Origin of the sequence: Gordonia sp. 135 (genome assembly GCF_009720185.1) — a bacterium.
GTDB classification, from domain to species: Bacteria; Actinomycetota; Actinomycetes; order Mycobacteriales; family Mycobacteriaceae; genus Gordonia; species Gordonia alkanivorans.
This window is the reverse complement of the sequence record NZ_CP046257.1, coordinates 633,565-657,398: the sequence shown is the minus strand read 5'-3', so window position 1 is coordinate 657,398 and position 23,834 is coordinate 633,565. Positions and strand designations below refer to the sequence as shown.

General features: G+C 67.5%; 22 protein-coding genes and 3 tRNA genes. 21 read left to right on the top strand and 4 right to left on the bottom strand.

From position 1 onward, the window contains the following. Positions 1–13 precede the first annotated feature (13 nt). The gene (locus tag GKZ92_RS02990; protein WP_006358085.1) at positions 14–1,270 is read left to right on the top strand and encodes an MFS transporter; all 1,257 of its coding nucleotides are present in this window, start codon (positions 14–16) and stop codon (positions 1,268–1,270) included. A gap of 13 nt (positions 1,271–1,283) precedes the next feature. Here the strand turns inward: GKZ92_RS02990 and GKZ92_RS02985 are convergent, their stop codons facing one another. Further along, positions 1,284–1,970 carry a TetR/AcrR family transcriptional regulator gene (locus tag GKZ92_RS02985; protein WP_006358086.1) on the bottom strand — a complete coding sequence of 229 codons (687 nt, stop codon included), beginning with the start codon at positions 1,968–1,970 and terminating at the stop codon, positions 1,284–1,286. Positions 1,971–2,094: 124 nt separating this feature from the next. On the opposite strand from GKZ92_RS02985, the gene GKZ92_RS02980 reads away from it, so the two are divergent. The 4 genes from GKZ92_RS02980 (at position 2,095) to GKZ92_RS02965 (ending at position 5,583) form a co-directional block, all read left to right on the top strand. Beyond that, positions 2,095–3,288: an acyl-CoA dehydrogenase family protein gene (locus GKZ92_RS02980; protein ID WP_006358087.1), complete on the top strand. Its 1,194-nt coding sequence runs from the start codon at positions 2,095–2,097 to the stop codon at positions 3,286–3,288. Between the two features lie 48 nt (positions 3,289–3,336). After that, entirely contained in the window at positions 3,337–4,449 is a 1,113-nt protein-coding gene (locus tag GKZ92_RS02975; RefSeq protein ID WP_006358088.1) for an acyl-CoA dehydrogenase family protein, read from the top strand. A 147-nt stretch (positions 4,450–4,596) separates the two neighbouring features. Then, positions 4,597–5,025 carry a DUF350 domain-containing protein gene (locus tag GKZ92_RS02970; RefSeq protein WP_006358089.1) on the top strand — a complete coding sequence of 143 codons (429 nt, stop codon included), beginning with the start codon at positions 4,597–4,599 and terminating at the stop codon, positions 5,023–5,025. An 87-nt stretch (positions 5,026–5,112) separates the two neighbouring features. Beyond that, the gene (locus GKZ92_RS02965; protein WP_005199097.1) at positions 5,113–5,583 is read left to right on the top strand and encodes an SRPBCC family protein; all 471 of its coding nucleotides are present in this window, start codon (positions 5,113–5,115) and stop codon (positions 5,581–5,583) included. 16 nt (positions 5,584–5,599) lie between these two features. On the opposite strand, the gene GKZ92_RS02960 is transcribed toward GKZ92_RS02965, so the two are convergent. Beyond that, a complete protein-coding gene (locus GKZ92_RS02960) occupies positions 5,600–6,400 on the bottom strand; it encodes an HAD-IIA family hydrolase (RefSeq protein WP_005199098.1) in 801 nt (266 codons plus the stop codon). A 101-nt stretch (positions 6,401–6,501) separates the two neighbouring features. On the opposite strand from GKZ92_RS02960, the gene moeA reads away from it, so the two are divergent. The 5 genes from moeA to GKZ92_RS02935 all read left to right on the top strand — a co-directional run bounded on the left by moeA (position 6,502) and on the right by GKZ92_RS02935 (position 12,675). Next, on the top strand, positions 6,502–7,761 hold the full coding sequence (gene moeA, locus GKZ92_RS02955) for a molybdopterin molybdotransferase MoeA (RefSeq protein ID WP_006358090.1): 1,260 nt from the start codon (positions 6,502–6,504) through the stop codon (positions 7,759–7,761). A gap of 87 nt (positions 7,762–7,848) precedes the next feature. After that, on the top strand, positions 7,849–8,592 hold the full coding sequence (locus GKZ92_RS02950) for a phosphatidylserine decarboxylase (protein WP_006358091.1): 744 nt from the start codon (positions 7,849–7,851) through the stop codon (positions 8,590–8,592). Positions 8,593–8,600: 8 nt separating this feature from the next. Continuing rightward, entirely contained in the window at positions 8,601–9,701 is a 1,101-nt protein-coding gene (locus tag GKZ92_RS02945) for a CDP-alcohol phosphatidyltransferase family protein (RefSeq protein ID WP_006358092.1), read from the top strand. Continuing rightward, positions 9,698–11,968, top strand: a complete 2,271-nt coding sequence (locus GKZ92_RS02940) for an AAA family ATPase (RefSeq protein WP_155224977.1) — start codon at positions 9,698–9,700, stop codon at positions 11,966–11,968. The genes GKZ92_RS02945 and GKZ92_RS02940 overlap by 4 nt, the downstream gene beginning before the upstream one ends. Positions 11,969–12,027: 59 nt before the next feature. Continuing rightward, a complete protein-coding gene (locus GKZ92_RS02935; RefSeq protein ID WP_035754935.1) occupies positions 12,028–12,675 on the top strand; it encodes a TetR family transcriptional regulator in 648 nt (215 codons plus the stop codon). Here GKZ92_RS02935 and GKZ92_RS02930 read toward each other — a convergent pair. Further along, entirely contained in the window at positions 12,662–13,090 is a 429-nt protein-coding gene (locus GKZ92_RS02930) for a hypothetical protein (RefSeq protein ID WP_035754937.1), read from the bottom strand. The genes GKZ92_RS02935 and GKZ92_RS02930 overlap by 14 nt on opposite strands. A gap of 73 nt (positions 13,091–13,163) precedes the next feature. On the opposite strand from GKZ92_RS02930, the gene GKZ92_RS02925 reads away from it, so the two are divergent. The 11 genes from GKZ92_RS02925 to GKZ92_RS02875 all read left to right on the top strand — a co-directional run bounded on the left by GKZ92_RS02925 (position 13,164) and on the right by GKZ92_RS02875 (position 22,477). Beyond that, positions 13,164–16,139: a Na+/H+ antiporter subunit A gene (locus tag GKZ92_RS02925; protein ID WP_035754938.1), complete on the top strand. Its 2,976-nt coding sequence runs from the start codon at positions 13,164–13,166 to the stop codon at positions 16,137–16,139. Then, a complete protein-coding gene (locus GKZ92_RS02920) occupies positions 16,136–16,825 on the top strand; it encodes a Na(+)/H(+) antiporter subunit C (protein WP_006358097.1) in 690 nt (229 codons plus the stop codon). Before GKZ92_RS02925 ends, GKZ92_RS02920 begins: the two co-directional genes overlap by 4 nt. Next, the gene (locus GKZ92_RS02915; protein WP_006358098.1) at positions 16,822–18,435 is read left to right on the top strand and encodes a Na+/H+ antiporter subunit D; all 1,614 of its coding nucleotides are present in this window, start codon (positions 16,822–16,824) and stop codon (positions 18,433–18,435) included. Before GKZ92_RS02920 ends, GKZ92_RS02915 begins: the two co-directional genes overlap by 4 nt. Next, complete coding sequence (locus GKZ92_RS02910) at positions 18,432–19,283, top strand: Na+/H+ antiporter subunit E (protein WP_006358099.1); 852 nt, start codon at positions 18,432–18,434, stop codon at positions 19,281–19,283. Before GKZ92_RS02915 ends, GKZ92_RS02910 begins: the two co-directional genes overlap by 4 nt. Further along, the gene (locus GKZ92_RS02905; RefSeq protein WP_006358100.1) at positions 19,280–19,543 is read left to right on the top strand and encodes a monovalent cation/H+ antiporter complex subunit F; all 264 of its coding nucleotides are present in this window, start codon (positions 19,280–19,282) and stop codon (positions 19,541–19,543) included. Before GKZ92_RS02910 ends, GKZ92_RS02905 begins: the two co-directional genes overlap by 4 nt. Beyond that, on the top strand, positions 19,540–19,872 hold the full coding sequence (mnhG, locus tag GKZ92_RS02900) for a monovalent cation/H(+) antiporter subunit G (protein ID WP_006358101.1): 333 nt from the start codon (positions 19,540–19,542) through the stop codon (positions 19,870–19,872). The genes GKZ92_RS02905 and mnhG overlap by 4 nt, the downstream gene beginning before the upstream one ends. A 253-nt stretch (positions 19,873–20,125) precedes the next feature. Next, positions 20,126–20,893 (top strand): type II restriction endonuclease, encoded by a 768-nt coding sequence (locus tag GKZ92_RS02895; protein ID WP_006358102.1) that lies wholly within the window; start codon positions 20,126–20,128, stop codon positions 20,891–20,893. A 61-nt stretch (positions 20,894–20,954) separates the two neighbouring features. Beyond that, entirely contained in the window at positions 20,955–22,022 is a 1,068-nt protein-coding gene (locus tag GKZ92_RS02890) for a DNA cytosine methyltransferase (protein ID WP_075863630.1), read from the top strand. Between the two features lie 150 nt (positions 22,023–22,172). Then, positions 22,173–22,245 (top strand) — tRNA-Glu (locus GKZ92_RS02885). A gap of 28 nt (positions 22,246–22,273) precedes the next feature. After that, a tRNA-Asp gene (locus GKZ92_RS02880) sits at positions 22,274–22,347 on the top strand. Positions 22,348–22,403: 56 nt separating this feature from the next. Next, positions 22,404–22,477 (top strand) — tRNA-Phe (locus tag GKZ92_RS02875). A 210-nt stretch (positions 22,478–22,687) separates the two neighbouring features. Here GKZ92_RS02875 and GKZ92_RS02870 read toward each other — a convergent pair. Further along, positions 22,688–23,809, bottom strand: a complete 1,122-nt coding sequence (locus GKZ92_RS02870; RefSeq protein WP_006358104.1) for a glutamate--cysteine ligase — start codon at positions 23,807–23,809, stop codon at positions 22,688–22,690. Positions 23,810–23,834: the final 25 nt, after the last annotated feature.

Genomic DNA, 23,834 nt, shown 5'->3' with positions numbered 1-23,834 from the left:
TTAAGGAGACGACATGGCGCCACTACATCCCCACCGTGCGTTCTGGCTGATCGCGGCCACGTACGTGATGGTGCTCTTCGCCTCCGCCGCCCCGTCGCCGCTGTATCCGATCTACCAGGAGCTCTGGGGTTTCTCGTCGCTCACCCTGACCCTGGTCTTCGCCGTCTACGTGGTCACGATGTTGGTGAGCCTGCTGACGGTGGGGTCGCTGTCCGACCACATCGGCCGACGTCCCGTGCTCGCGGTCGCGCTCGTCCTGCTGATCGCCAGCATGGTGCTCTTCGTCGTGGCCCAGGACGTGGGTACGTTGCTCGCCGCCCGCGCGCTGCAGGGCCTCGCCACCGGCGCCGCCATGGGCACCCTCACCGCGACCACCGTCGACCTCCAGCCCACCGCACGACTCGGCTCGACGATCATCGGCGCCGCCCCGGCCTTCGGCCTCGCCACCGGCGTCGGCGTCGCCGGATTGCTCGTCGAGTACGCACCCGCGCCCCGAATCCTGGTCTACGAGGTCATCCTCGGCCTGTTCGCGGCGCTGCTCATCGCACTCCTCGTGGTCCCCGAGACCCGCGAGCGCGTGGCCTTCACCTCACGCCGGCACCTGGCCACGACCCTCGCACCCCAGGTTCGGGTGCCCCGCGAGGTCCGCCCCGTGTTCTTCGCGTCGGCCCCCACCCTGGTGGCCACCTGGTCCCTCGGCGGGCTGTACCTGTCGCTCGGTTCCTCCGTCGTCGCACGCGTCTTCGGGGTCACCAATCACGGCGAGGCCGGGCTCATCCTCTTCACCTTCTTCGCCAGCGCGACGGTCACCTCCTTGTTCATCACGGGACGGCCGGCGACGGTGAAACAGGCCTACGGCTACCCGACCCTCGCGATCGGCGTGCTGATCTCGCTGTCCGGCGTCATGACCGAGGTCCTGCCGCTCTACATCCTCGGCTCGCTCGTGGCCGGCTCCGGATGGGCGGCGACCTTCCTCAGCGCCATGGACAACATCACCGCCGCGACGCCTCCCGCCCAACGCGGACAGGTCTTCTCCTCGGTGTTCGTCGCCAGCTACCTCGCGTTCAGCGTGCCGGCGGTGATAGCCGGAATAGTCGTGTCCCACATCGGACTTCGCGCGACGGTCATCGGGTACGTCGGCTACGTCCTCGCCGTCGCACTGTTCGGCGCGGCACTCGCGGTCGTCATGCGGCGTACCGCGACCAGGGCCGAGGTGGCCGCCACTGCAACGGAAGACGCGCCGGAACCGATTGCGGTCGGCGAATCCTGAACGGACGCCGGGGTCAGCCCCGGTCCCGCAGCCCCACCATCCGGGTGGCCAGCTCCGCGTAGAACTTCCCCATCTCCTCGGGCGGGAGAGAGTTCTCGGCGCGGTACCAGCGCGCGACGTCGATGCCCATCGACAGCATCGCGTTGGTGGTGGCCTGGGAATCGGCGACGTCGAAGTCGCCGTTCTCGATTCCCGCATCGACGATCGCCCGCACCCGGCGGGTGATCTCCCGCCGCAACTCCATGACCGTCTCGAGGTGATCGGGCGCCAGCGACCCCAACTCGTAGTTCACGACGCGGGCGCGTACGTGCTCGCGCGCGTGGTGCTCGGTGAACGCGCCGACGACCGTTGCCAGGCGTTCGGCGGGCGCCACCGCCGGGTCGTCGACCTCGTCGATCATGCCCAGGATGATCCGGTGCCCCGCCTCGGAGAGCTCGAAGAGGAGCTCCTCCTTGGACCGGAAGTGCACGTAGACCGCCGCCGAACTCATCTGCGCGCCGTTGGCGATGTCCCGGGTCGTCGTGGCGTTGAAGCCCTTCGCCGCGAACGCCTCGGCAGCGGCCAGCAGCAACCGCTCCCGGGCCGCGACCGGTTGTATCCGGGTCGTCGGTTCGGTCGACGAGACCACGTTCACCCCCTCGTTCGCTCGGCGACCTCGCGCCTTCTCCAGCCGATTGACACCGCCCTTGATGCGCGGCATAGTGCAACTTATCACTAAGCAAGCGCTTAGTCAGCGGTCGGTCTTCCAGGTCTTCCCAGGCAGACGGTCCGTGATTGGTGTCGCCGAACACACGGCAACCCCCGACAGGAGTAGAGAAGAACCCATGCACCTGAAGTTCAGTCCGGAGGAAGAGGCGTTCCGCGAGGAACTGCGCGGCATCTTCGCGAAGGTCCCCGAGGACCTCCGCAAGCGGAACGAAGAGGGCAGCCTCAACTACCCCGACGACATCGTCACGGCATCCCGCGTCCTCAACGAGCACGGCATCCTGACGCCGAGCTGGCCGATCGAGTGGGGCGGCAAGGACTGGACGCCGATCCAGCACCACATCTACCGCGAGGAGATGAGCCTGGCGTTCGTCCCCGACCCGCTGCCGTTCAACGTCAGCATGATCGGTCCGGTCATCGCCCAGTTCGGGTCGCAGGAGATGAAGGAGAAGTTCCTGCCCAAGACCGCCAACCTCGACATCTGGTGGTGCCAGGGCTTCTCCGAGCCCGAGGCCGGCTCCGACCTCGCCTCGCTCAAGACCCGCGCGGTCCTCGACGGTGACCACTACGTCATCAACGGCCAGAAGACCTGGACCACGCTGGGCCAGTACGCCGACTGGATCTTCCTGCTCGCCCGCACCAACCCGGACGTCAAGAAGCAGGCCGGCATCAGCATGTTCCTGATCCCGATGGACACCCCGGGCATCGAGCTGCGCCCGATCCAGCTCATCGACGGCAGCTACGAGGTCAACGAGGTCTTCTTCAACGACGTCCGCGTGCCCGTCGAGAACATGGTCGGCGAGGAGAACAGCGGCTGGACGCAGGCCAAGTTCCTGCTCGGCAACGAGCGCAACGGCATCGCCCGCGTCGGCTACACCAAGTCGAAGCTGGCGCGCGCCAAGGAGCTCGCCAAGGAGACCCGGACCGCCAACGGCACCCTGCTCGACGATCCGCTGTTCGCCACCCGCCTGGCCGAACTGGAGAACGAGCTGCTCGCCCTGGAGATCACCCAGCTGCGCGTCGCCGCGTCGTCGGCCGACGGCAAGCCCAACCCGGCGTCGTCGTTGCTGAAGCTCAAGGGAAGCCAGCTGCAGCAGGCCGCGATGGAACTCATCGCCGACATCGCCGGACCGGACTCGCTCCCGGTCGCCGAGGTCGACGTCGACGCCGCGAACGGCAGCGCAGCGGTCACCGCTCCCGAGTGGGCCCAGCTCGCCGCCCCGACCTACCTGAACTACCGCAAGGTCTCGATCTACGGCGGTTCCTCCGAGGTCCAGCGCCAGATCATCGACAAGGCGGTCCTCGGTCTCTGACCGCCGACCCCTCTGACCTCACTTCGACTTCACAGACCAAGGACAACAATGGATTTCGAGCTTTCCGAAGAACAGGGGATGTTGCGCGACACCGTGCGCGAGGTCCTCACCAAGACCTACGACGTGGAGACCCTCCGCAAGGTGACCGACACCGATCTCGGTTGGAGCGAGAAGGTGTGGAAGTCGCTCGCGGAGATCGGCATCCTCGGCCTGACCTTCCCCGAGTCCGAGGGCGGCATGGACGCCGGACCGGTCGAGTTCACCAGCGTGATGACCGAACTCGGTCGCGCCCTGGCCCCCGAGCCGTACCTGGACTCGGTGCTCGTCCCCGGCTCGCTGCTCGACGCCGCCGACGACGCGACCCGCGCCGAGCTGCGCGGCGGCCTCGCCTCCGGTGAGCTGCTGATGGCCTTCGCCCACAACGAGCCCGGCGACCGCTGGCCGGTGGCCGCGGTGTCCACCACCGCCACTGCCGAGGGCGTGCTCAACGGCACCAAGACCCTTGTCGGACACGGCGATTCCGCACACAAGCTGATCGTCTCGGCACGTGTCGGCGACGAGGTGGGCCTGTTCCTCATCGACGCCGACGCCGAGGGCGTCACCCGCACCGCGTACCGCACGCACGATCGTCGACGCGGCGCCGAGTTCACGTTCAACGACGCCCAGGCCACCCGCCTCGGCAGCGGTGACGCGTCGGAGCTCATCGCCAACGCGGAGATCGGCATCCAGACCGCACTGTGCGCCGAAGCCCTCGGCGCCATGGAGCGCAGCCTCGAGCTGACCGTCGAATACCTCAAGTCGCGCAAGCAGTTCGGTGTTCCGCTGGCCACCTTCCAGGCGCTCACCCACCGCGCCGCGGACATGTACGTCCAGCTCGAGCTCGCCCGGAGCCTGGTGCTGTACGCGACGACCGCCCTCGCCGACGGTATCGCCGACGCGGCCATCGCGTCGCGGGTGAAGCTGCAGACCGTTCGCTCGGCACGCCTCATCGGCCAGGAGGCCATCCAGATGCACGGCGGCATCGGCATGACCGCCGAGTACCCGATCGCGCACTACGTGAGTCGCCTGACCGCGATCAGCCACACCCTCGGCGACGCGGACGCCCACGTCACCAAGCTGTCGAAGGACCTGGCGTCCTACGACATGCTCAGCGTCGGCTGACACTTCTTCTCCCTCCCTGAGGTGCGCTTCGGCTCGCACCTCAGGGAGCAAAGAGGTACCGCCACGGATCCCGGCACCTCCCACCCCGCACGCCGGCCCACCGATACTGTTTCCTCAGCACAGCTCGGTGAGGAGAGAGGGACTCGGATGGATTTGCTGCGTGACAATCTGGCCGCTGGGGCGTCGTTCAGCCTCGTCGGGATCACCCTGCTCGTCGTCGGGTTCGTGGCGCTCGACGTGGTGACCCCCGGCCGGCTTCGGCAGCTGGTGTGGGTCGACCACAACCGCAACGCCGTCATCCTCGCCACCTCGATGGTCATCGGACTGTCGATCGTGCTGGTCTGCTCGGTCATCGACACCGAACTCCTCGAACTGTGGCGCGCGCTGCTCTACACCGTCGCCTACGTGGTCCTGACGATCGCGGTGATGATGTGGTCGTTCGTGCTCATCGACTGGCTGACCCCGGGCAAGCTGGGGACGCTGCTGCTGGAGAACGACGAGCACCCCGCCGGCTGGATCACCGCCGCGGTCTTCGTCGGCATCGGTGCCGTCATCGGCATGACCCTGCTGGTCTGAGCGGTTTCCGGCGCGACCACCAGGCTTATTGACGGTCCGCCAGCAACCTATTGACGGTGCGCCAACAAGCCCATACTGTTGGCGACCATGACCGCATCACTCATCGAAGAGTCCATCGACATCGACGCATCTGCCGAGCAGGTGTGGTCGGTGATCTCCGATCTCCAGCGCATGGGCGAGTGGAGCCCGCAGTGCAAGAAGATGATCATCCGCGGCGGCACCGTCGGGTTGGGGACCAAGACCATCAACATCAACCGCCGCGGCCCGTTGGTGTGGCCGACCACCTCCAAGGTCGTGCGTTTCACACCCAACCAGGAGATCGCCTTCCGCGTGGCCGAGAACCACACCGTGTGGAGCTACGCCATCACCCCGAACGGTTCGGGCGTGACCGTGACCGAGCGCCGCGAGGTGAACGGCTCCACCACCAAGGTGTCGTCGTTGCTCGTCGACAAGCTGTTCGGCGGCGCCGATTCCTTCGAGGCCGAACTCCAGCTGGGCATGGCCGAGACCCTCGGCAAGATCAAGCGCGCGGCCGAGAGCCAGCTCGACCGCGTCTGAAACCCCGTGATACCCGTCAGGTTCCGCTGATCTTGTCGATCAGTTCGGGGAGGTCGGCCACCGAGTCGATGACGTGGTCCGGGAAGGGCCCGAACTCGTCACGCGCGAGGGCATCGAGCGCCTCCTCGCGGAACTTGCCGGTGCGCACCAGCACACCGATCAGCGCCGACGCCTGTGCACCCAGGACGTCGTTGTGCATGTCGTCGCCGACCATCACCACCTGGTTGGGCTCGAGCCCCAACATGTCGGTGGCGGCGCGGAATCCGAGCGGCGAGGGTTTGCCGATCGCCTTGATCTTCTTGCCCGACGCCTTCTCGAGGCCCTCGAGATAGACGCCCGTGTCGATCGACAGCCCGTCGGCCGTCGACCACGTCATCGACCGGTGCATGGCGATCACCGGCACTCCGTCGAGCAGCATCTCGAGGACCTTCGACAGCGCGTCGTGGGTGAACACGGGACCTGCCCCACCCAGAACCACGACCTCGGCATCCGCCGGGTCGTCGGTCAGTTCGACCCCGGTCATGTCCTCGGCGATCGGGCCCTGGTTGAGAACCCAGACCCGTTTGCCCGGGAAGGTCGACCCCACGTATTCGGCGGTCAGCTTCGCGGCCGTCAGGATCTCGTCGGCATCGACGAAGAAGCCGCAGTCGTTCAACAGCTCCGCGATCTCGTTGCGCGAGCGCGAGGTGGTGTTGGTGAGGAACATCCGCGGGATCTTGCGGTCGGCGAGGCGGGAGACGGCCTCCACCGCGCCGGGCAGAGCCTTCCACGAGGTGACCATCACCCCGTCGATGTCGAGAAGCAGACCCAATGCCATGGGCACGAATGTAGTCCGCGGTCCCCGGCGACGCAGTGCAGGCATCCCTCGAACCGGGTACCCCGACGAGACGCGTCCGCTCACCTGGCATCCTGAGGCGCATGCGTACCGTCGCAGAGCATCAGGCCGTCGTCTCCGCATTGTTCGGCCCACCCGTTCCCGTCCGGCTGTCCCTGCCGGAGGCGTTGGGCAGGGCCACGTTCGCCGACGTCGACGCGCCGCTCTCGTTGCCCGGCTTCGACAACTCGGCGATGGACGGATTCGCCGTCCTCGCCGACGATCTCGCGGACGCCTCCCCCGACTCCCCCGTCACGCTGCCCGTCGCCGCGGACATCCCGGCGGGACGCACCGACGCTCTCGCACTGACCCCCGGCACCGCGCATCGCATCATGACCGGTGCCCCGCTGCCGGCCGGCGCCGACGCCGTCGTCCCGGTGGAGCTGACCGACGCGGCGGTCGGCCCGGTCGCGGCCGCGGAGACGGTCACGTTCACGGCACCGGTCGAGTCCGGAAAACACATCCGGCGTGCGGGTTCCGACATCGGGCAGGGCGTCCGTGCCCTGCCCGCCGGGACCGTCATCGGGGCGCCGCAGATCGGTCTGCTGGCCGCGCTCGGGATCGCCGAGGTCACCGTCGCCCGGCCGTTGCGCGTCGTGGTCCTGTCCACCGGCTCCGAGCTCGTCGAACCCGGAAAACCGTTGCAGCACGGCCAGATCTACGAGTCGAACGGAGCGATGCTCACCGCCGCCGCCATCGAGGCCGGCGCGATCGGCCGGCATGTGCACTTCGTCCCGGACGACACCGGCGACTTCCTCGACCGGCTCGACCAGGTCGCCGGCGAGGCCGACCTGATCATCACGTCCGGGGGTGTCAGCGCGGGCGCCTTCGAGGTCGTGAAGGACGCGCTGTCGGCCACCGGGTCCGTCGAGTTCGTGAAGGTCGCGATGCAACCCGGTATGCCGCAGGGCTGCGGTCACCACACCGCGTCCGACCGGCCCGACGGAACGCCCGGGCCCACCGTGCCGATCATCACACTCCCGGGCAACCCGGTCAGTGCCCTGGTGTCCTTCGAAGTCTTCATCCGGCCCGCACTCCGCGCCGCGATGGGGTTGCCACCGCAACGACGTCGGGTGACCGCCCGGCTGGGCGCCGACATCCGCTCACCGCAGGGCAAGCGGCAGTTCCTCCGCGGAGTCCTCCGGACCGACGAGGACGGATCGGGCGTCGTCGTCGACCCGATCGGCCCGCCCGGCTCCCATCACCTCCGCTTTCTCGCCGAGGCGGACGCACTGATCGACGTGCCCACCGAGACCGACGGTCTGGCCGTGGGAACTCCGGTCGACGTGCTCGTTCTGCGCTGAGCTCTAAGCTGGACCGAAGTCGTACCCGACCCGTGGTGCGCAAGGTTTCATCGAACGGCCCGCATCGGGCACAACAGGAGGTAGATCGTGGCCAGACGTCCGCGTCCGGACGAGGGCAACACCGGCCGTGTCGCCCATTTCCTAGACCTGGCCCGTGAGACCATCCCGCCGATCCATCCGGCCGGTATCCCGTTCGTCGCCGCCCCCGCGGCGGTCGCGTTCCTCGGACGCCGCCACCGCTGGATCGCGCGGCCCGCAGCACTGACCGCCGGCGCCTGTGCCGCGTTCTTCCGGCACCCGAGCCGTGTCCCACCGACCGAGCCGGGCGTGGTCGTCGCACCCGCCGACGGCACGATCGCACTCGTCGACGAGGCCGTCCCACCGGCGGAGGCGGGTCTGGGCAGCGATCCGCTGCCCCGTGTCTCGACCTTCCTGTCGATCTTCGACGTGCACGTCCAGCGTGTGCCCATCGCCGGTACGGTCACCGCGGTGACGCACACCCCGGGCGCGTTCTTGTCCGCGGACCTCCCCGAGGCCAGCCGTGACAACGAACGCACCACCATGACCATCCGTACGACGAGAAGAAGCGGAGGGGCGACCGGCGGCGGCGCCGGACCCGACCTCGCGGTCGTGCAGATCGCCGGGCTCATCGCGCGCCGGATCGTCTGCGACCCGAAGGTCGGCGACACCCTGCGGCTCGGCGACACCTACGGACTGATCCGCTTCGGTTCCCGGGTCGACGTCTACTTCCCCAAGGGCACCACACCCCGCGTCTCGGTGGGTCAGCGCGCCGTCGGCGGCGAGACCCCCTTCGCCTACCTCGACCTCTGATCCGGCCCGTGAACCCCCAGGCTGCGAATTCATCCGACGGTCCCGCCGGACGCCGGGCCGGTGACCCCGGTCTCCGCCGGCCGTCCCGCTCCTCCAAGACCCGCGTCCCCACCGCGCGGTCAGCACGACGCCAGGCGCAGGCCCATGGCCCCGCACCGTCCAAGCCACGTGAACCCGAACGTCGCCGGCTCAGCAAGCAGGCGCAGGCGGGACGCATCATCATCCCGTCGTCGCTCACGATCCTCGCGATCTGCGCGGGACTGACGGCGATGCGCGCGGCCACCACCGGCGACATCGACGTCGCCATGGGTCTCCTCGTCGCCGCCGCGTTCCTCGACGGCATCGACGGACGGGTGGCCCGGCTGATGGGCGCGACGAGCCGTATCGGCGCCGAGATCGACTCCCTGGCCGACGCGATCAACTTCGGCGTGGTGCCGGCGATGATCGTCTACTTCTTCCTGCTCGACGGCCAGGATCTCGGCTGGGCGCTGGCGCTGATCTACTGCTGCGCGATCGTGTTGCGCCTCGCCCGGTTCAACACCCTGCTCGACGACGACGAGGCACCCGGGTACACGAGGGACTTCTTCGTCGGCGTCCCGGCACCGGCGGCCGCCATCTGCGCGCTGCTGCCGATCGGTCTGGCCCAGCAGTTCGGCGAGGGCTGGTGGACATCGGTGCCCGCCGTGGGCGGATGGCTGGTCCTGGTCGCGTTCCTGGCCGTCAGCCGCGTTCCCACGGCGTCCCTGAAGACCGCGTCGATCCCGCCGCGCGCGGTCGCCGGTCTGCTCGTCCTCGTCGCGGTCGGTGCCGCTCTCCTGCTGACCTACCCCTACCTGCTGATGATGATCGGCATCGCCGCCTACGCGATCCACATCCCGTTCGCGTGGCGTTCGCGTCGGTGGGTCGCCTCGCGGCCGGAGCACTGGGACGACAAGCCCGCCGAGCGCCGTGCGCAGCGGAAGGCGTCGAAGACCGCGCCGGGTGGCCGTCGACGACGCCCCGTCCTGAAGTCGCAGCGCAGGCTGGGCCTCAACCGTCCCACCGGTGCGCCGGTCGCCGTGCAGAGCTCCGAACCGGTTGCCGATCAGAACGGAAGCGAGACCGAATGAGCTCACGGGTGTCCCTGACCCTGACCGCCCGACTCAACACCTCCGCGGCCGAGGCACGCCGCGGCATCATCCGGGTGCACCCCGAGGTGCTGACCGCGTTGTCGCTGCGGGAGTGGGATGCCGTGTCGATCACCGGCGCCCGCGTGACCGCCGCGGTGGTCGCGGCGACCGATGCGTCGGCGCCGACCGGGACCGTCCTGCTCGACGAGATCCTCTTCTCCAACGCCGGGGTCAAGGAGAACGCCCCGGTCGTGCTGGCCCCGGTGGTCGTGCACGGCGCGAGCCGGGTCGTCGTGAACGGCTCGGTGCTGGCCACCCAGTCGATCACCGAGTCCACGCTCCGGCGCGCGCTGCTCGGCAAGGTGCTCTCGGTCGGTGACGCGGTGTCGCTGCTGCCCCGCGACCTCGGGCCCGAACTCGCCGCGACCGAGGCGACGCGCGCCCTGGCCCGGTCCGTCGGCATCACCTGGACCACCGAACTGCTCACCGTCACGGGTACCGATCCGGGCTCCCCCGTCAGCGTGCAGACCAACACCGCGGTGCTGTGGTCGACGACCGCAGGCGAGGTGCCCCCGCTCGGCGACCGCGCCGGTCTCGGTTCGCCGCGGATTCCGGGTGCGCTCGGCATCGTGCCCGACACCCCGGTCAACGCACCGCCGACGATCCCGGCTCCCGTCGGCAGCGTCCCGGTCGAGGAGCCCGACGTCCCGGTCCGGCCGGTGTCCGAGCTGGTCGGCGTCGACTCGCAGATCACCAAGCTCACCGAATGGCTGGCGATCACGCTCGACGAGCCCGACGTCCTGCGCACCCTGGGCGCCGCGCCTCGTCTCGGCGTCCTGGTGACCGGGCCGGCCGGTGGCGGCAAGGCGACGCTGGTCCGATCGGTCTGCGCGAAGCGCACCCTCGTCACCGTCGACGGCCCGACGACCGGCGCCACCGAACCCAACACCCGCCTGCGCACGGTCACCGACGCGGTGGCCCGCGCCCGCGCCACCGGCGGGGTCCTGCTCATCACCGACATCGACGCCCTCCTGCCATCCGAGCCGGAGCCGGTCGCCACCCTTGTCCTCGACGAGCTGCGCTCGGGCATCTCCGATGGCCGTATCGCGCTCGTCGCGACCACCGCCGAACCCGTTCGCCTCGACTCGCGCCTACGCGACCCGTCGCTGTGCGACCGCGAACTGATCATCGGACTGCCCGACGCCGCCACCCGCGGACGGCTGTTGGCGGCGATCCTGTCGACGGTTCCCACCGAGGGCGACCTCGACCTCGAGTCGGTGGCCGCACGCACCCCGGGTTTCGTCGCCGGCGACCTCGCCGCGCTCACCCGCGAGGCCGCGCTGCGCGCCGCGACCCGCGCCAGCAGCAGCAAATCCGAACCCGCACTCCGCACCGAGGATCTCGTGGGCGCGCTCGACGTGATCCGGCCGGTGTCCCGGTCGGATTCCCCCGAGGTGGCACTCGGTTCGATCACGCTCGCCGATGTCGGCGACATGGTCGAGACCAAACAGGCGCTGACCGAGGCGGTCCTGTGGCCGCTGCAGCATCCCGACACCTTCGCCCGGCTCGGCGTCGACCCGCCCCGCGGTGTGCTGCTCTTCGGCCCGCCAGGATGCGGCAAGACCTTCGTCGTCCGCGCGCTCGCCGCATCCGGCCAGTTGTCGGTGCACACCGTCAAAGGTGCTGAGCTGATGGACAAATGGGTCGGCTCGTCGGAGAAGGCGGTCCGTGACCTGTTCGCCCGCGCCCGCGAGTCGGCGCCGTCGCTGATCTTCCTCGACGAGGTCGACGCGCTCGCACCTCGTCGAGGGCAATCCACCGATTCCGGGGTCGCCGACCGTGTGGTCGCGTCGCTTCTCACCGAACTCGACGGCGTCGAACCGCTGCAGGACGTGATCGTACTCGGCGCGACCAACCGCCCCGACCTCATCGACCCGGCGCTGCTGCGACCCGGCCGCCTAGAACGCCTGGTCTTCGTGCCGCCGCCGGATGCCGCAGCCCGCGGGGACATCTTGCGCACCAGCGGCCGCGACGTCCCGCTCGACGACATCGACCTCGACGAACTCGCCGCCGACCTCGAGGGCTACTCCGCCGCCGACTGCTCGGCGCTGCTCCGCGAGGCCGCACTGTCGGCGATGCGACGCGACATCAACGCCGCGGTGGTCACCGCCGACGACGTGACCGAGGCCAGGAGCCGGGTCCGTCCGTCGCTCGACCCCGACCAGGTGGAGAACCTGCGGGCGTATGCCGAGCGCCGGTTGGAGTGAGGGTTCGCACGGCCGTTCTCGTCCTGTCCGCGAAGGCGAGACAACCAAAGGGGTGACTGATGCCACGGCCGTCCAAACCGTTGATCAACCGTGACGCGGCAGTGCAGGCATCGCTCGAGATCATCGACACCGAAGGACTCGATGCGTTCAGCCTTCCGCGACTGGCAGAGCAGCTGGGAGTCCGCGCCCCGTCGCTCTATCACCACTTCAGGGACAAGCACGAGCTGCTCGCCGAAGTCGCTCTCCGCGTCGCCGGACCGAGTCGGAGACCTCGGGTGAAGCCGGGACCGGACTGGCCTGACTACCTGATCGGGATCTCCCTGAACTTCCGGCAGTCGGTCCTCCGACATCGGAACGCGGCACCGCTCCTGGTTACGCATCTTCCGCGCGTGCGGTTCGTCTCCGTTCAGGAGGACTGTGCGTCGTTTCTCTCCGCGTCAGGTGTCCCCACCGAGCTCCAGGTCCGAATCCTGGAAGGCGTGCAGAGCCTCGTCGTCGGCGCCGTGTTGATGGAGGCGTCGCAGCCTCCGCACAGCCGGTCGTCCGCCGCGGGGCATGTCTCGCCCGACACACAGCCGCACCTGTCCCGAGCGCTGTCGGCCAACCACCTCACCCCGCGCCGGCTCTTCGAGACGCGGCTGCGGGATTTCCTGTACGGCGCTGTCCGGGACCACGCAGGTGCCGCGGACGAACCTACTCGACGTTGACCAGGTAGAACACCGACGATCCGCCACCGGCGGCCTGCGGGGAGGCGCCGACCTGAACCCAGTAGGTCGACCCACCCTTGGCCGCGGACAGCACGGCAACGGACTGTCCGCCTTCGGTGGAACGATGCGACTCGACGTAACCGGCGTCGGTCAGCTTCTTCGTCGCCGCCTCGAGCTGGTTGCCGCCGTTCGCCGGACCCTGGACGGTGACCTCCCAGCCGTCGGCGCGCGTACCGCTCGCCGACAGCACGTGCCCGTCGATCAGCGGCACCTGCGTGACGGGAAAATCAGACGGCAGCGGAACCCCATCGGGGCCCGCCTGCTCCTCCTCGCTGCACCCGGCCAGCGCGCCACCGACCACCGCGATCGAAGCCAGTACCACAACGAGACGCCAGAGCCAGTCGAACCGGAACATACGGGCAACGGTAAAGTAGTTCCCGCGGGTGTTCGCCCGTGACACCCCGCCGGGAGAAAGACGGAGTGCCCTTTTGATTTCTGTGTTGGCTGCGTTGGCAGTGTGCGCACTGATCGCGCCCGCAGTCATCCACTGGATCGGCACCCGGGGTTTCTACATCCTCGCGCTCGCGCCGCTCGGCGCCCTGATCTGGGTGATCACCCACTGGCCCGCCCCCGAGGCCGACCGCGCCGTCGTGGAGACGGTGAGCTGGGTTCCGTCGTTGCAGATGGACATCGTCACCCGCTTCGACACCCTCACGGCGATCCTGTCGGTCCTGATCCTGGGCGTCGGCGCCCTCGTGCTCTGCTACTGCGCCCACTACTTCGACGACGCCCGCCCGCGCGTCGCGCTGTTCGGTGGCGAGATGGTGGCCTTCGCGGCGGCCATGTTCGGTCTGGTCATCTCTGACAACATGCTCGTGCTCTACGTGTTCTGGGAGCTCACGACCGTCCTGTCGTTCATGCTCGTCGGCTTCTACGGCGTCCGTGCGACGGCCCGGCGATCGGCCACCCAGGCTCTCCTGGTCACCACCTTCGGTGGCCTGGCCATGCTCGTCGGCATCATCATGCTGGGCGAACGCTCCGGGACCTACCTGCTCTCGGAGATCATCGCGGCACCGCCGACCGGCGTCTACGTCGACATCGCGATCGTCCTGCTGCTCATCGGCGCGCTCAGCAAGTCGGCCATCGTCCCGTTCCACTTCTGGCTCCCGGGCGCGATGGCCGCCCCCACGCCGGTCAGCGCCTACCTGCATGCTGCCGCGATGGTGAAAGCCGGCATCTACCTGATCGCGCGTCTGGCCCCGGGCTTCTCGGCCACCGCCAGCTGGCAGATCGCCGTCGTCGGCCTCGGTGCGCTGACGATGGTCCTCGGGGGCTGGCGTTCACTCCGTGAACTCGACCTGAAACTCATCCTCGCCTTCGGCACCGTGTCCCAGCTGGGATTCATGGCCGTCCTCGTCGGCATCGGCGATGCGAACGTGGCCATGGCAGGCCTCGCCATGCTCGTCGCGCACGCCATGTTCAAGGCGTCGCTGTTCATGGTCGTCGGCATCATCGACCACGCGACCGGTACCCGCGACATCCGCAAGCTCGCACGTCTCGGGCACCGCCTGCCGGTGCTCGCCGTCACCGCGGCGCTCGCCGGTGCGAGCATGGCCGGCATCCCGTTCACCTTCGGGTTCATCGGCAAGGAGACCGCCTTCGCGTCGGTCTGGGACACCGGGGCCCTCAGTTCCTGGCAGGCCCACACCGTCGACATCGTCCTGCTGGTCGGATCGATCATCACCTGCGCGTACACGCTGCGCTTCCTGTGGGGCGCGTTCGGACGCAAGGTCCGCAACACACCCAGCCCGGCCGTGGCGAAGATGCACGCCCCCGCCTGGGCCTTCTACATCTCCCCGGTCGTCCTCGCCGTCGCCGGTGTGGTCGCCGGCTTCGTCAGCGGGCCGATCGGCGCCCTCTTCGAGCCCTACGCCGAGACCCTGAACAGCTACGGACACGAGCTCGAACACCTCGCGCTGTGGCACGGTTTCGGACTCCCGGTGATCTTCTCGATCATCGTGATCGTCGGCGGTGTCATCGCCTTCCTCGGCATCCGCAAGATCCGCGACCGTGTCTTCGGTTTCCGGCCGATGCTCAACGCCGACCGGATCTACGACGCCGCGCTGCGTTCGGCCGACACCGTCTCACTGCTGCTCACACGCAACACCCAGCGCGGATCGCTGCCCGTCACCCAGGGCGTCATCCTCTGCACGGCGATCCTGTTGCCGACGATCGTGCTGTTCCTCGGCGCCCGTGACCAGCTGCAGATCGACTACGACGCCACCGCTCCCCAGTTCGTCATCGGCGGCATCATGATCGCTGCTTCGATCGCAGCGGTCGTCCTGCGCAATCGTCTCGCCGCGACGCTGCTCGTCGGCGTAACCGGTTACGGCTGCGGCATGTTGTTCGCCCTCTACGGCGCCCCCGACCTCGCGCTCACCCAGTTCCTGGTGGAGACGCTGACGCTGGTCATCTTCGTGCTCGTCCTGCGTAAGCTGCCGGCCGAGCCGGAGAAGCGGCACGCCACCGGCTTCAAGCCCCTGCGCGCGCTGATCGGCCTCGCCTTCGGCGCCATGCTCGTGGTGATCGGCCTGTACGCGGCCTCCGCACGCTCGACCGAGCCACTGCACGTCGACCTTCCCGAGGCCGCCTACAAGTTCGGTCAGGGCGCGAACGCGGTGAACGTCATCCTCGTCGACATCCGCGCGTGGGACACACTCGGCGAGGTGTCCGTGCTGATCGCCGCGGCGACGGGTGTCGCCTCGATGGTGTTCCGCAACCGGCGCTTCGGCGCGGTACCACGCGTCGCCGACGCCGCTCGCCTGCAGGCCGGGATCAGCGACAACGACACCGATGACGACGACGATCCGATCCCACCGGACCGCACGACCTGGCTGCTCGGGTCTGGTCTGCGCGACCCCCGGCATCGATCGATGGTCCTCGAGGCCACCACCCGACTGCTGTTCCCGACGATGGTCGTGCTGTCGGTCTACTTCTTCTACGCCGGACACAACTCGCCGGGCGGCGGATTCGCCGGTGGCCTCACCATGGGTCTCGCGCTGGTCCTGCGGTACCTGGCGGGTGGCCGCTACGAGCTCGGGGAGGCCCTGCCGATCGAACCGGGCCGCATCCTGGGCGCAGGTCTGGCGATCTCCGCCGCCACCGCGATCACGTCGTTGTTCCTCGGGGCGCCCGCGCTCTCGTCCGCCGTCTTCGAGATCACCGTCCCGGTCCTCGGCGACATCAAGCTGGTCACCGCGCTGTTCTTCGACCTCGGGATCTACCTCATCGTGATCGGACTGGTACTCGACGTGCTGCGCAGCCTCGGGGCCCGCCTCGACGTCGAGACGACGATGGCGCGCACTCCCGTCCGCACCCAGACCGATCCGGCGGCGATCCCGGCCGAATCCGACGAGCCGACGGCCGAGAACGTCCCCGCGGGAGAGGGACAGGTGGTCCGATGAGCACCAATCTCCCACTCCTCCTCGTCGTCGGGGTCATGGCCGCGTGCGGCGTGTACCTGCTGATGGAACGCAGCCTGGTCCGGATGTTGTTCGGCCTGCTCCTCGCCGGCAACTCGCTCAACCTGATGATCATCGTGGTGTCCGGCGGGATGGGTAATCCGCCGATCCTGGGCCGGTCGTCGGAGAACCGAGCCACGGATGCCGACCCGCTCGCCCAGGGAATGATCCTGACCGCGATCGTCATCACCATGGGCGTCGCGGCGTTCGTGCTCGCGCTCGTCTACCGGCTGTTCGTGATCAACCGCGACGACGACGATCTCGAGGACGACGTCGAGGACGTCAAGATCAAGACGGGCACACTCGACACGGCCCCCGATCGCGACCGCAGCGACGACCCGGTCACGCTGTCCGATACCGCCAGCGGCGACTACTTCGACGACTCGGGTAACCCCCTCTCCCCCGAGGAGGTCGCCGAACGTCACGCGGCGCTGCACGAGACCGACATCATGCCGACCGACTCCGACGTCATCGACGAGATCGGGTCCGACAGTTCCGAGGACGACCCGGACCTCGTGGGAGACAAGATCCCCGAGGACGACTCCGACCACCCGAAGGTCATCGGGAGCTCCGGGGAGAAGGTCGCCACCGACGACGCCGAACACGATTCCGAAGGGGGTGACCGATGACTCCGCAGCCGTCCTGGATTCCCGTCCTGATCACGCTGCCGACGCTGGTCCCCCTCGGCGCCGCCGCGCTGTCGCTGCTACTCGGCCGCAGCCCGCGGTTCCAGCGCGTGGTCGCCATCGCGGCGATCTCGGTGGCGTTCATCGCGTCGTGTCTGCTGCTCTACCTGACCGACCGGCACGGTACCTTCGCGGTCGCGATCGGCGGCTGGGGTGACAAGGGCTTCCCCAACGGCCCACTCGGGATCACGCTGGTCGTCGACCAGCTCGCGGCGCTGATGCTGGTCGTCTCGACGATCGTGCTGCTGTGCGTCGTCGTGTACGCGATCGGTCAGGGTATCCGTGACGGCACGGCCCAGCAGCCGACGTCGATCTTCCTGCCGACCTACCTGATCCTGACCGCGGGTGTCTGCAACGCCTTCCTGGCCGGCGACCTGTTCAACCTCTACGTCTCCTTCGAGGTGCTGCTCACCGCGAGCTTCGTGCTGCTCACGCTCGGCGCCAGCGAGGAACGCGTCCGCGCCGGCGCGTCGTACGTGATGGTGTCGATGTTGTCGTCGCTGATCTTCCTGGCCGGCATCGCCTTCGCCTACGCCACCACGGGGACGCTCAACCTCGCGGAGATGGCGGTCCGCCTCGACGACGTGCCCGACGGCACCCGCAACGCCCTCTATGCGGTACTGCTCGTGGCGTTCGGCATCAAGGCCGCGGTCTTCCCCCTGTCGACGTGGCTGCCCGACTCCTACCCGACCGCGCCCGCCCCGGTCACCGCGGTGTTCGCGGGCCTCCTCACCAAGGTCGGTGTGTACGCGATCGTCCGCGCCCACACCCTGTTGTTCCCCGGCGGGTCGATGGACACGGTGCTCATGGTCGCGGGTCTGCTGACGATGATCGTGGGCATCTTCGGTGCGATCGCCCAGTCCGACATCAAACGTCTGCTGTCGTTCACCCTCGTCAGCCACATCGGCTACATGGTCTTCGGCGTCGCGCTGTCGTCGGAACTCGGGATGTCGGCGGCAATCTACTACGTCGCCCACCACATCCTCGTCCAGACCACGTTGTTCCTGGTGGTGGGCCTGATCGAGCGTCAGGCGGGATCGGCCTCACTGCGTCGGCTCGGCGGCCTGATCGCCAGCCCCGTCCTCGCCGTCCTCTTCCTCGTCCCGGCCCTCAACCTGGGGGGTATCCCGCCGTTCTCCGGGTTCATCGGCAAGGTCGCACTCCTCGAGGCCGGCGTCCAGAACGGATCGGTGCTGGCCTGGATTCTGGTGGCCGGCTCGGTCGTCACCAGCCTCCTCACGCTGTACGTGGTGGCCCGAATCTGGACCAAGGGCTTCTGGCGGCCCCGCGCCGACGCCCCCGAGGGCGAACTCGCCGACCAGGGACCGTCCGCACTCATCGACGAACGCGACGACGGCGCCTTCTCCGAACGTGAGGACGTCGGCCGCATGCCGGCGATGATGGTCCTCCCCACGTTCGCGATGGTCGTCGCCGGTCTGGTGCTCACACTGTGGGCCGGCCCGATCTTCGACTTCACCGACAGCGCCGCAACCGACGTCGTCCACCGCGGCGTGTACGTCGAGGCCGTACTGGGCGGAGGTGAATCACGATGACGACCGGAGAACAGCCCAGCGGGAAGCAGCCCGACGGTGGCGAACGGACCATGAAGCGACGCGCCCCGGTGGTGTCCACCAAGGGCCCCGTACTCTCGCTGGTGATCAACACCTGGCGGGTGTCACTGCTGTTCATCTTCTGGCACTTCGTCAGTGCTCTGGTGTGGCTGCGCAATCACACGCGCCTGCCCAAGTGGCTCGGCAGCGACAGCCGCGAGGTCGGGGTCCGGCTGTGGACCATCGCCTGGCTGACCTTCGTCTGGGTGTTGTTGTGGGGCACCGTTTCGTGGGCCAACATCATCGGCGGCGTGGTCCTCGCGGTTGCGGTGCTCACCGTGCTGCCCCTACCGCGCGTACCCGTCGAGGGCCGAATCCACCCGCTGTCGCTGGCCCGGCTCGTCGTCCGGCTCGTCGTCGACTTCTTCGTCTCGAGCCTGCAGATCGGCTGGATGGCCATCCGACCCGGCCGACCGCCACTCGGTGCCGTCGTGCGCGTCCGGGTTGCGATCAAGTCCGACATGGTCCTCACCCTTGCCGTCGACTACCTGAACCTCGTGCCCGGCACGATGGTGCTCGAGATCGACCACCGTCGTCGCATGCTGTACGTCCACGTCTTCGACGTCCGGTCGGAGAAGAAGGTGCGCGCGTTCTACGACCAGGTCGCCTACGTCGAGCGCATGTTCATCAAGGCCTTCGAGCGGGACAGCGAATGGCATCCCAGCCCGTACCACGGCATCGACGAGGACTTCCATCACGTGCGGCCCATCCAACCGGTCGCCGGTGCGCAGTCGGCGGACATCCCGACCGCGGCGGCGGAGACCTCCCGCTCGGATCGAGGTGAGTCATGAGCGTCGTGTGGACGATCGCGGCGACGATGCTCCTGATCGCCGCGATCCTGACGATGATCGCCATCCTGCGCGGACCGTCGACGCTGGACCGTCTGGTCTCGCTCGACGTCCTCATCGCGCTGTGCATGTGCGGTCTCGGTGTGTGGGCGGCCTACAGCCTCGACTCGACGGTCGTGCCGGCCATCGTCGCGCTGTCGCTGCTGAGCTTCGTCGGATCGGTGGCGATCGCACGATTCCGAGTCCGGGATGACCAGACATGATCGTGGATATCGTCAGCGGAACGCTGATCCTCATCGGCTGCCTCATGGCGGTCACCGCGGCCATCGGTCTGGTGCGGTTCCCGGACACGCTGAGCCGGATGCACGCCGCCACCAAACCGCAGACCTTCGGGCTGCTGCTGATCCTGCTCGGCGCGGTGGTCCGCCTCGGCGACAACGTCGACAGCGGGATGCTCATCCTGGCCGGGCTCTTCGCGCTGATCACGGCACCGGTGGTCGCCCACCGGATCGGACGCCTCGCCTATCAGGAACAGCGCGCCCGCGACGGCCTCATGGAGGAGCGCGACATGGAGTCACCCGACCGGGATTAGCGGAGAGTTCGGGGCCGCAGTGGTCAAGTTGCATCCCGTACGAAAAGGCTCGTTTGAGATCTATTGGACAACTTGCCGACATCTCCGCGTATCGGTCGGTGTCGAGATCATAAGCCATCGATAAGTCGTCGGACGGGATCAACGACTGTTTCTGCCTGTTCTTCGTTCTGCCACTAAAGCCACGAACACCTCCGTCCTAGTTCGCGACGTTACGCTCTGTCGCTGCTGAAATCCTTCATGAGATGCTGCGTCTGTGACGGAATCGCTCGACTTGGAGAACTGGCTACGAGCCCAGTGTTCGGAATACACCTTCGGCCTCGGAGGCGCATATCGTATAGAAGGCGACCACGCGTGGCCGCTGACCGCGAAGGATGAAGTCGATCTACTGAAGCAGCTAGCAGCTGGTGGGCACATCCTCCCCTTACCGAAGGAGCCGGCCGCGCTCGCGAACGTTCTTGAGGTCGGCATCGTCGGGTTCCTTATCGACCGCATATCGAGCCTAACCAGCGCCTTCGCGGAGCGAGGGACCGAGCGCGGTTACCCAGACCTCGAAATCAGCGGCGACGCTTTCGGGGGCGGGTATCACGCCATCGACATCAAAGTCGCTCGACGCGCTGTCCGCAAGAGCGGCACTCCAGCGAACAAGACCCAGAGCGCGATAACCCTCTACACAGGTAACACTTACTTTAAGCACCCTGACCTGCAGTTTCCTGGTACGTTTCGTCCCTTCGCCGACTACACTTCGCACCTCGACGTTCTCGGTATTTACACTCTCGATGACAAAGCTTCCGGGAGGGTTCGGGACCTGGAACTGATCGTTCAGCAACCATGGAAGATCGCCAGCGAGCAACGTTCCTCCACTACACGCGAGTACATCGGAGCAGTTAAGGACATCGATGCGCTTCGGGACGGCAGAGGTGCGTTCGCGACACCCGAAGAGTTCTACACCTACTGGCGCAAGTACAAGTTCAAGACAGCACCTGTAGTTGTTCAGCTGCTAGACAAGATGCGTCGCCAGTAGATCGCATCCTGTGGGTGAGTCCCATACGTGGGTGTCGGACAGCCGTGAGAAGCTTTCTAGCATGGCGACCACCCGCGGCGTAGCAATCTCACTGTTCTCAGGGGCCGGAGGCCTCGACCTGGGTGCCGAACTCGCGGGATTTGACGTCCGGGCTGCTGTTGAACGCCACGCAGATGCTGCGATGACAATGGAGAAGAACTTCCCCAAGCTGGGCGCTCCGGTGATCCACAAGGACATCCTAGAAACTTCCACGACTGAGATCCTTAAGGCAGCTGGTCTTCGCAAAGGGCAGAGACCAGACCTGCTCGTGGGAGGGCCCCCATGCACACCGTTCTCGAAGAGCGGGTTCTGGCTCGAATGGAAGCGTTCAGGACTCGACCCTGACGCCTCCCTTCTGCAGGAGTACACCCGCGTTCTCCGAGAGTCTCGGCCGCGAGCGTTTGTGCTCGAGAATGTATATGCACTGACCTACAACAACCAAGCCAGCAGACCTGCGCTTACGCGTCTACTTCGGGAGATCGACGAAGCGGGTTATGACTGCAATATGGCGGTTCTCAATGCTGCGGACTACGGTGTGCCACAGGCCCGCCCACGACTATTCATTGTCGGAACCCCTAAAGGCACGCCAACACCAACGCTGCCGAAGGCTACGCACGGCGGCAAGTGGGAGCGGAGGGCGACAGGAACCGCCGACAGACCGCACGTCACGGCAGGCGAGGCTCTGGCAGGCCTGGTCACAGAGCCAGAGCGGGAAGAGACCCTCGGCGGACAATACGGCAAGTTACTGAAGGACATTCCGCCAGGCGGCAACTACCTCCATTACACCGAGGAAAGGGGCCATCCCCAGCCGCTCTTCAAGTGGCGGAGCCGCTACTGGTCATTCTTGTTGAAGCTTGACCCCGGCAAGCCATCGCCTACGATCCAGGCGCAACCAGGCCCCAATGTCGGACCATTCCACTGGGACAACCGAAGACTGCGCGTTCCCGAGGTAAAGCGCCTGTTTACGTTTCCCGACGAATTCGAGTTCGTAGGAGGGCGTGCGAGCGTTCAGTATCAGTTGGGTAACTCCGTGCCACCTCTCCTGGCGCAGCGCGTGCTGGAACAGGTTCAGTCCGCAATTCGGAGGTGAAGTGCGCCGTGACCGGCAGCTCTCCAACGCGCCTCCACAAACAGACTGGAGTTGTGGTTCCTGCTGTGCGATTTGGCTCCGGCGGGGACCTACCCTAAGCTGATGTAACGTGTTCGGCTTGCGCTGCAACCATGGGGCGAGTCGCACCGAGCCCCCTTCGTCTAGCGGCCTAGGACGCCGCCCTTTCAAGGCGGTAGCGCGGGTTCGAATCCCGTAGGGGGTACAGTCTTCGGACTGACGTAGTACAGCAAGGCCCTGTGGCGCAGTTGGTTAGCGCGCCGCCCTGTCACGGCGGAGGTCGCGGGTTCGAGTCCCGTCAGGGTCGCAGTTGACGCCGGAGAATCCGGCGATTTGCGCAAGGCATCCGAAACGGGTGCCCGCGGCCAGGTAGCTCAGTTGGTACGAGCGTTCGCCTGAAAAGCGAAAGGTCGCCGGTTCGATCCCGGCCCTGGCCACCTAGTCGCGCTAGTATCGCGCCCTGTCGTCATAGGGAACAAGGACGAGAGTCGAGAGTTCGCCGGTTCACGGCTTAGGACCGTCGCACACCGTGCCTACCTTGAGCCGAGTTCAACCAAGCCGCCACTTGCCGCTGCTTCTCGCCGCGAATCCGCCGATGGAGCCCCGGTCCACGGTCCTCAGGCGGTGCGGAGGGGCGTACCGAGGGGTCAATCCAGCTCGGCCACAACCGATGCGACGACATCGCGCATCGAGTGGGTGTCGCGGTACACCGCGCGTTGCCGCTGATAGCTGGCACCCTGCGTGATGATGCGCTCCACGCCGGCGAGTTCGTCGACGCAGCCGAGGTCGCGTGCGATCGGCTGGAGGCGTTCGAGCAGCCGATGCAGATCGTCGGTGACGAGTTCCTCCCGGCACTGCCCGTCGAGGATGACGATGGCGTCGAGGCCGTATCGCGCTGCGCGCCACTTGTTCTCCTGGACCAGCCAGGGTGCCATCGTCGGCAGGGTCTCCCCCGCCGAGAACCGGCGGTCGAGGTCGACGACGAGACAGTGGATCAGTGCGACGATCGCGGAGAGCTCGTCGAGGTTGGTCATGCCGTCGCAGACGCGGACCTCGATGGTGCCGAGATGCGGTGACGGGCGGATGTCCCAGCGGATCTCGTTGAGGTGGTCGATGATGCCGGTCGTCTTCTGGTCGGCGACGAAGGCCTCGAACTGGTCCCACGTCTCGAACTGGAACGGCAGTCCCGCGGTGGGGAGCTGTTGGAACATCATCGCGCGGTTGCTGGCGTAACCGGTGTCCTGACCGGCCCACATCGGCGACGACGAGGACAGCGCCAGCAGGTGCGGATAGAAGTTCAGCAGGGAGTCGAGGATCGGGAGCACCTTGTCGCGGTGGCTGATCCCGACGTGGACGTGGACGCCCCAGATGAGCATCTGCCGACCCCACCACTGGGTGCGTTCGATGAGCTCGGCGTAGCGGTGACCTTCGGTCAGCAACTGCGTCGAGTACTCGGCGAAGGGATGCGTGCCGGCGCCGTAGAGGTCGACGCCGAGTTCCTCGGTCAGGACCCGTACGACGCCGAGGGTGTCGGTCAGATCCGCGATCGCCTCACCGGTGGTGCGGCAGATTCCCGTCACGAGTTCGACGGTGTTGCGGAGCAGTTCCTTGTGGATCTTCCCCTCACGGTCGGGGTGATGCTCACCGACCGCGGCGAAGAGCGCCGCCGCCGAGTTCGACAGATCGCCGGTGACCTTGTCGGTCAGAGCGAATTCCCACTCGACCCCCAGCGTGGGGGTCGGCGACCCGTCGAACTCGATCGGTGACATGGGCGGCCGCGCCCGGTGCCGGATC

Excerpts from the sequence above, each read along its gene's own strand:
- moeA (WP_006358090.1), top strand. The coding sequence starts at position 6,502 with ATGCGTACCGTCGCAGAGCATCAGGCCGTCGTCTCCGCATTGTTCGGC.
- GKZ92_RS02960 (WP_005199098.1), bottom strand. The coding sequence starts at position 6,400 with ATGGCATTGGGTCTGCTTCTCGACATCGACGGGGTGATGGTCACCTCG.
- GKZ92_RS02935 (WP_035754935.1), top strand. The coding sequence starts at position 12,028 with ATGCCACGGCCGTCCAAACCGTTGATCAACCGTGACGCGGCAGTGCAG.
- GKZ92_RS02910 (WP_006358099.1), top strand. The coding sequence starts at position 18,432 with ATGACGACCGGAGAACAGCCCAGCGGGAAGCAGCCCGACGGTGGCGAA.
- GKZ92_RS02890 (WP_075863630.1), top strand. The coding sequence starts at position 20,955 with ATGGCGACCACCCGCGGCGTAGCAATCTCACTGTTCTCAGGGGCCGGA.
- GKZ92_RS02980 (WP_006358087.1), top strand. The coding sequence starts at position 2,095 with ATGCACCTGAAGTTCAGTCCGGAGGAAGAGGCGTTCCGCGAGGAACTG.
- GKZ92_RS02870 (WP_006358104.1), bottom strand. The coding sequence starts at position 23,809 with ATGTCACCGATCGAGTTCGACGGGTCGCCGACCCCCACGCTGGGGGTC.
- mnhG (WP_006358101.1), top strand. The coding sequence starts at position 19,540 with ATGATCGTGGATATCGTCAGCGGAACGCTGATCCTCATCGGCTGCCTC.
- GKZ92_RS02990 (WP_006358085.1), top strand. The coding sequence starts at position 14 with ATGGCGCCACTACATCCCCACCGTGCGTTCTGGCTGATCGCGGCCACG.
- GKZ92_RS02975 (WP_006358088.1), top strand. The coding sequence starts at position 3,337 with ATGGATTTCGAGCTTTCCGAAGAACAGGGGATGTTGCGCGACACCGTG.
- GKZ92_RS02915 (WP_006358098.1), top strand. The coding sequence starts at position 16,822 with ATGACTCCGCAGCCGTCCTGGATTCCCGTCCTGATCACGCTGCCGACG.
- GKZ92_RS02905 (WP_006358100.1), top strand. The coding sequence starts at position 19,280 with ATGAGCGTCGTGTGGACGATCGCGGCGACGATGCTCCTGATCGCCGCG.
- GKZ92_RS02965 (WP_005199097.1), top strand. The coding sequence starts at position 5,113 with ATGACCGCATCACTCATCGAAGAGTCCATCGACATCGACGCATCTGCC.
- GKZ92_RS02970 (WP_006358089.1), top strand. The coding sequence starts at position 4,597 with ATGGATTTGCTGCGTGACAATCTGGCCGCTGGGGCGTCGTTCAGCCTC.
- GKZ92_RS02940 (WP_155224977.1), top strand. The coding sequence starts at position 9,698 with ATGAGCTCACGGGTGTCCCTGACCCTGACCGCCCGACTCAACACCTCC.
- GKZ92_RS02930 (WP_035754937.1), bottom strand. The coding sequence starts at position 13,090 with ATGTTCCGGTTCGACTGGCTCTGGCGTCTCGTTGTGGTACTGGCTTCG.
- GKZ92_RS02985 (WP_006358086.1), bottom strand. The coding sequence starts at position 1,970 with ATGCCGCGCATCAAGGGCGGTGTCAATCGGCTGGAGAAGGCGCGAGGT.
- GKZ92_RS02920 (WP_006358097.1), top strand. The coding sequence starts at position 16,136 with ATGAGCACCAATCTCCCACTCCTCCTCGTCGTCGGGGTCATGGCCGCG.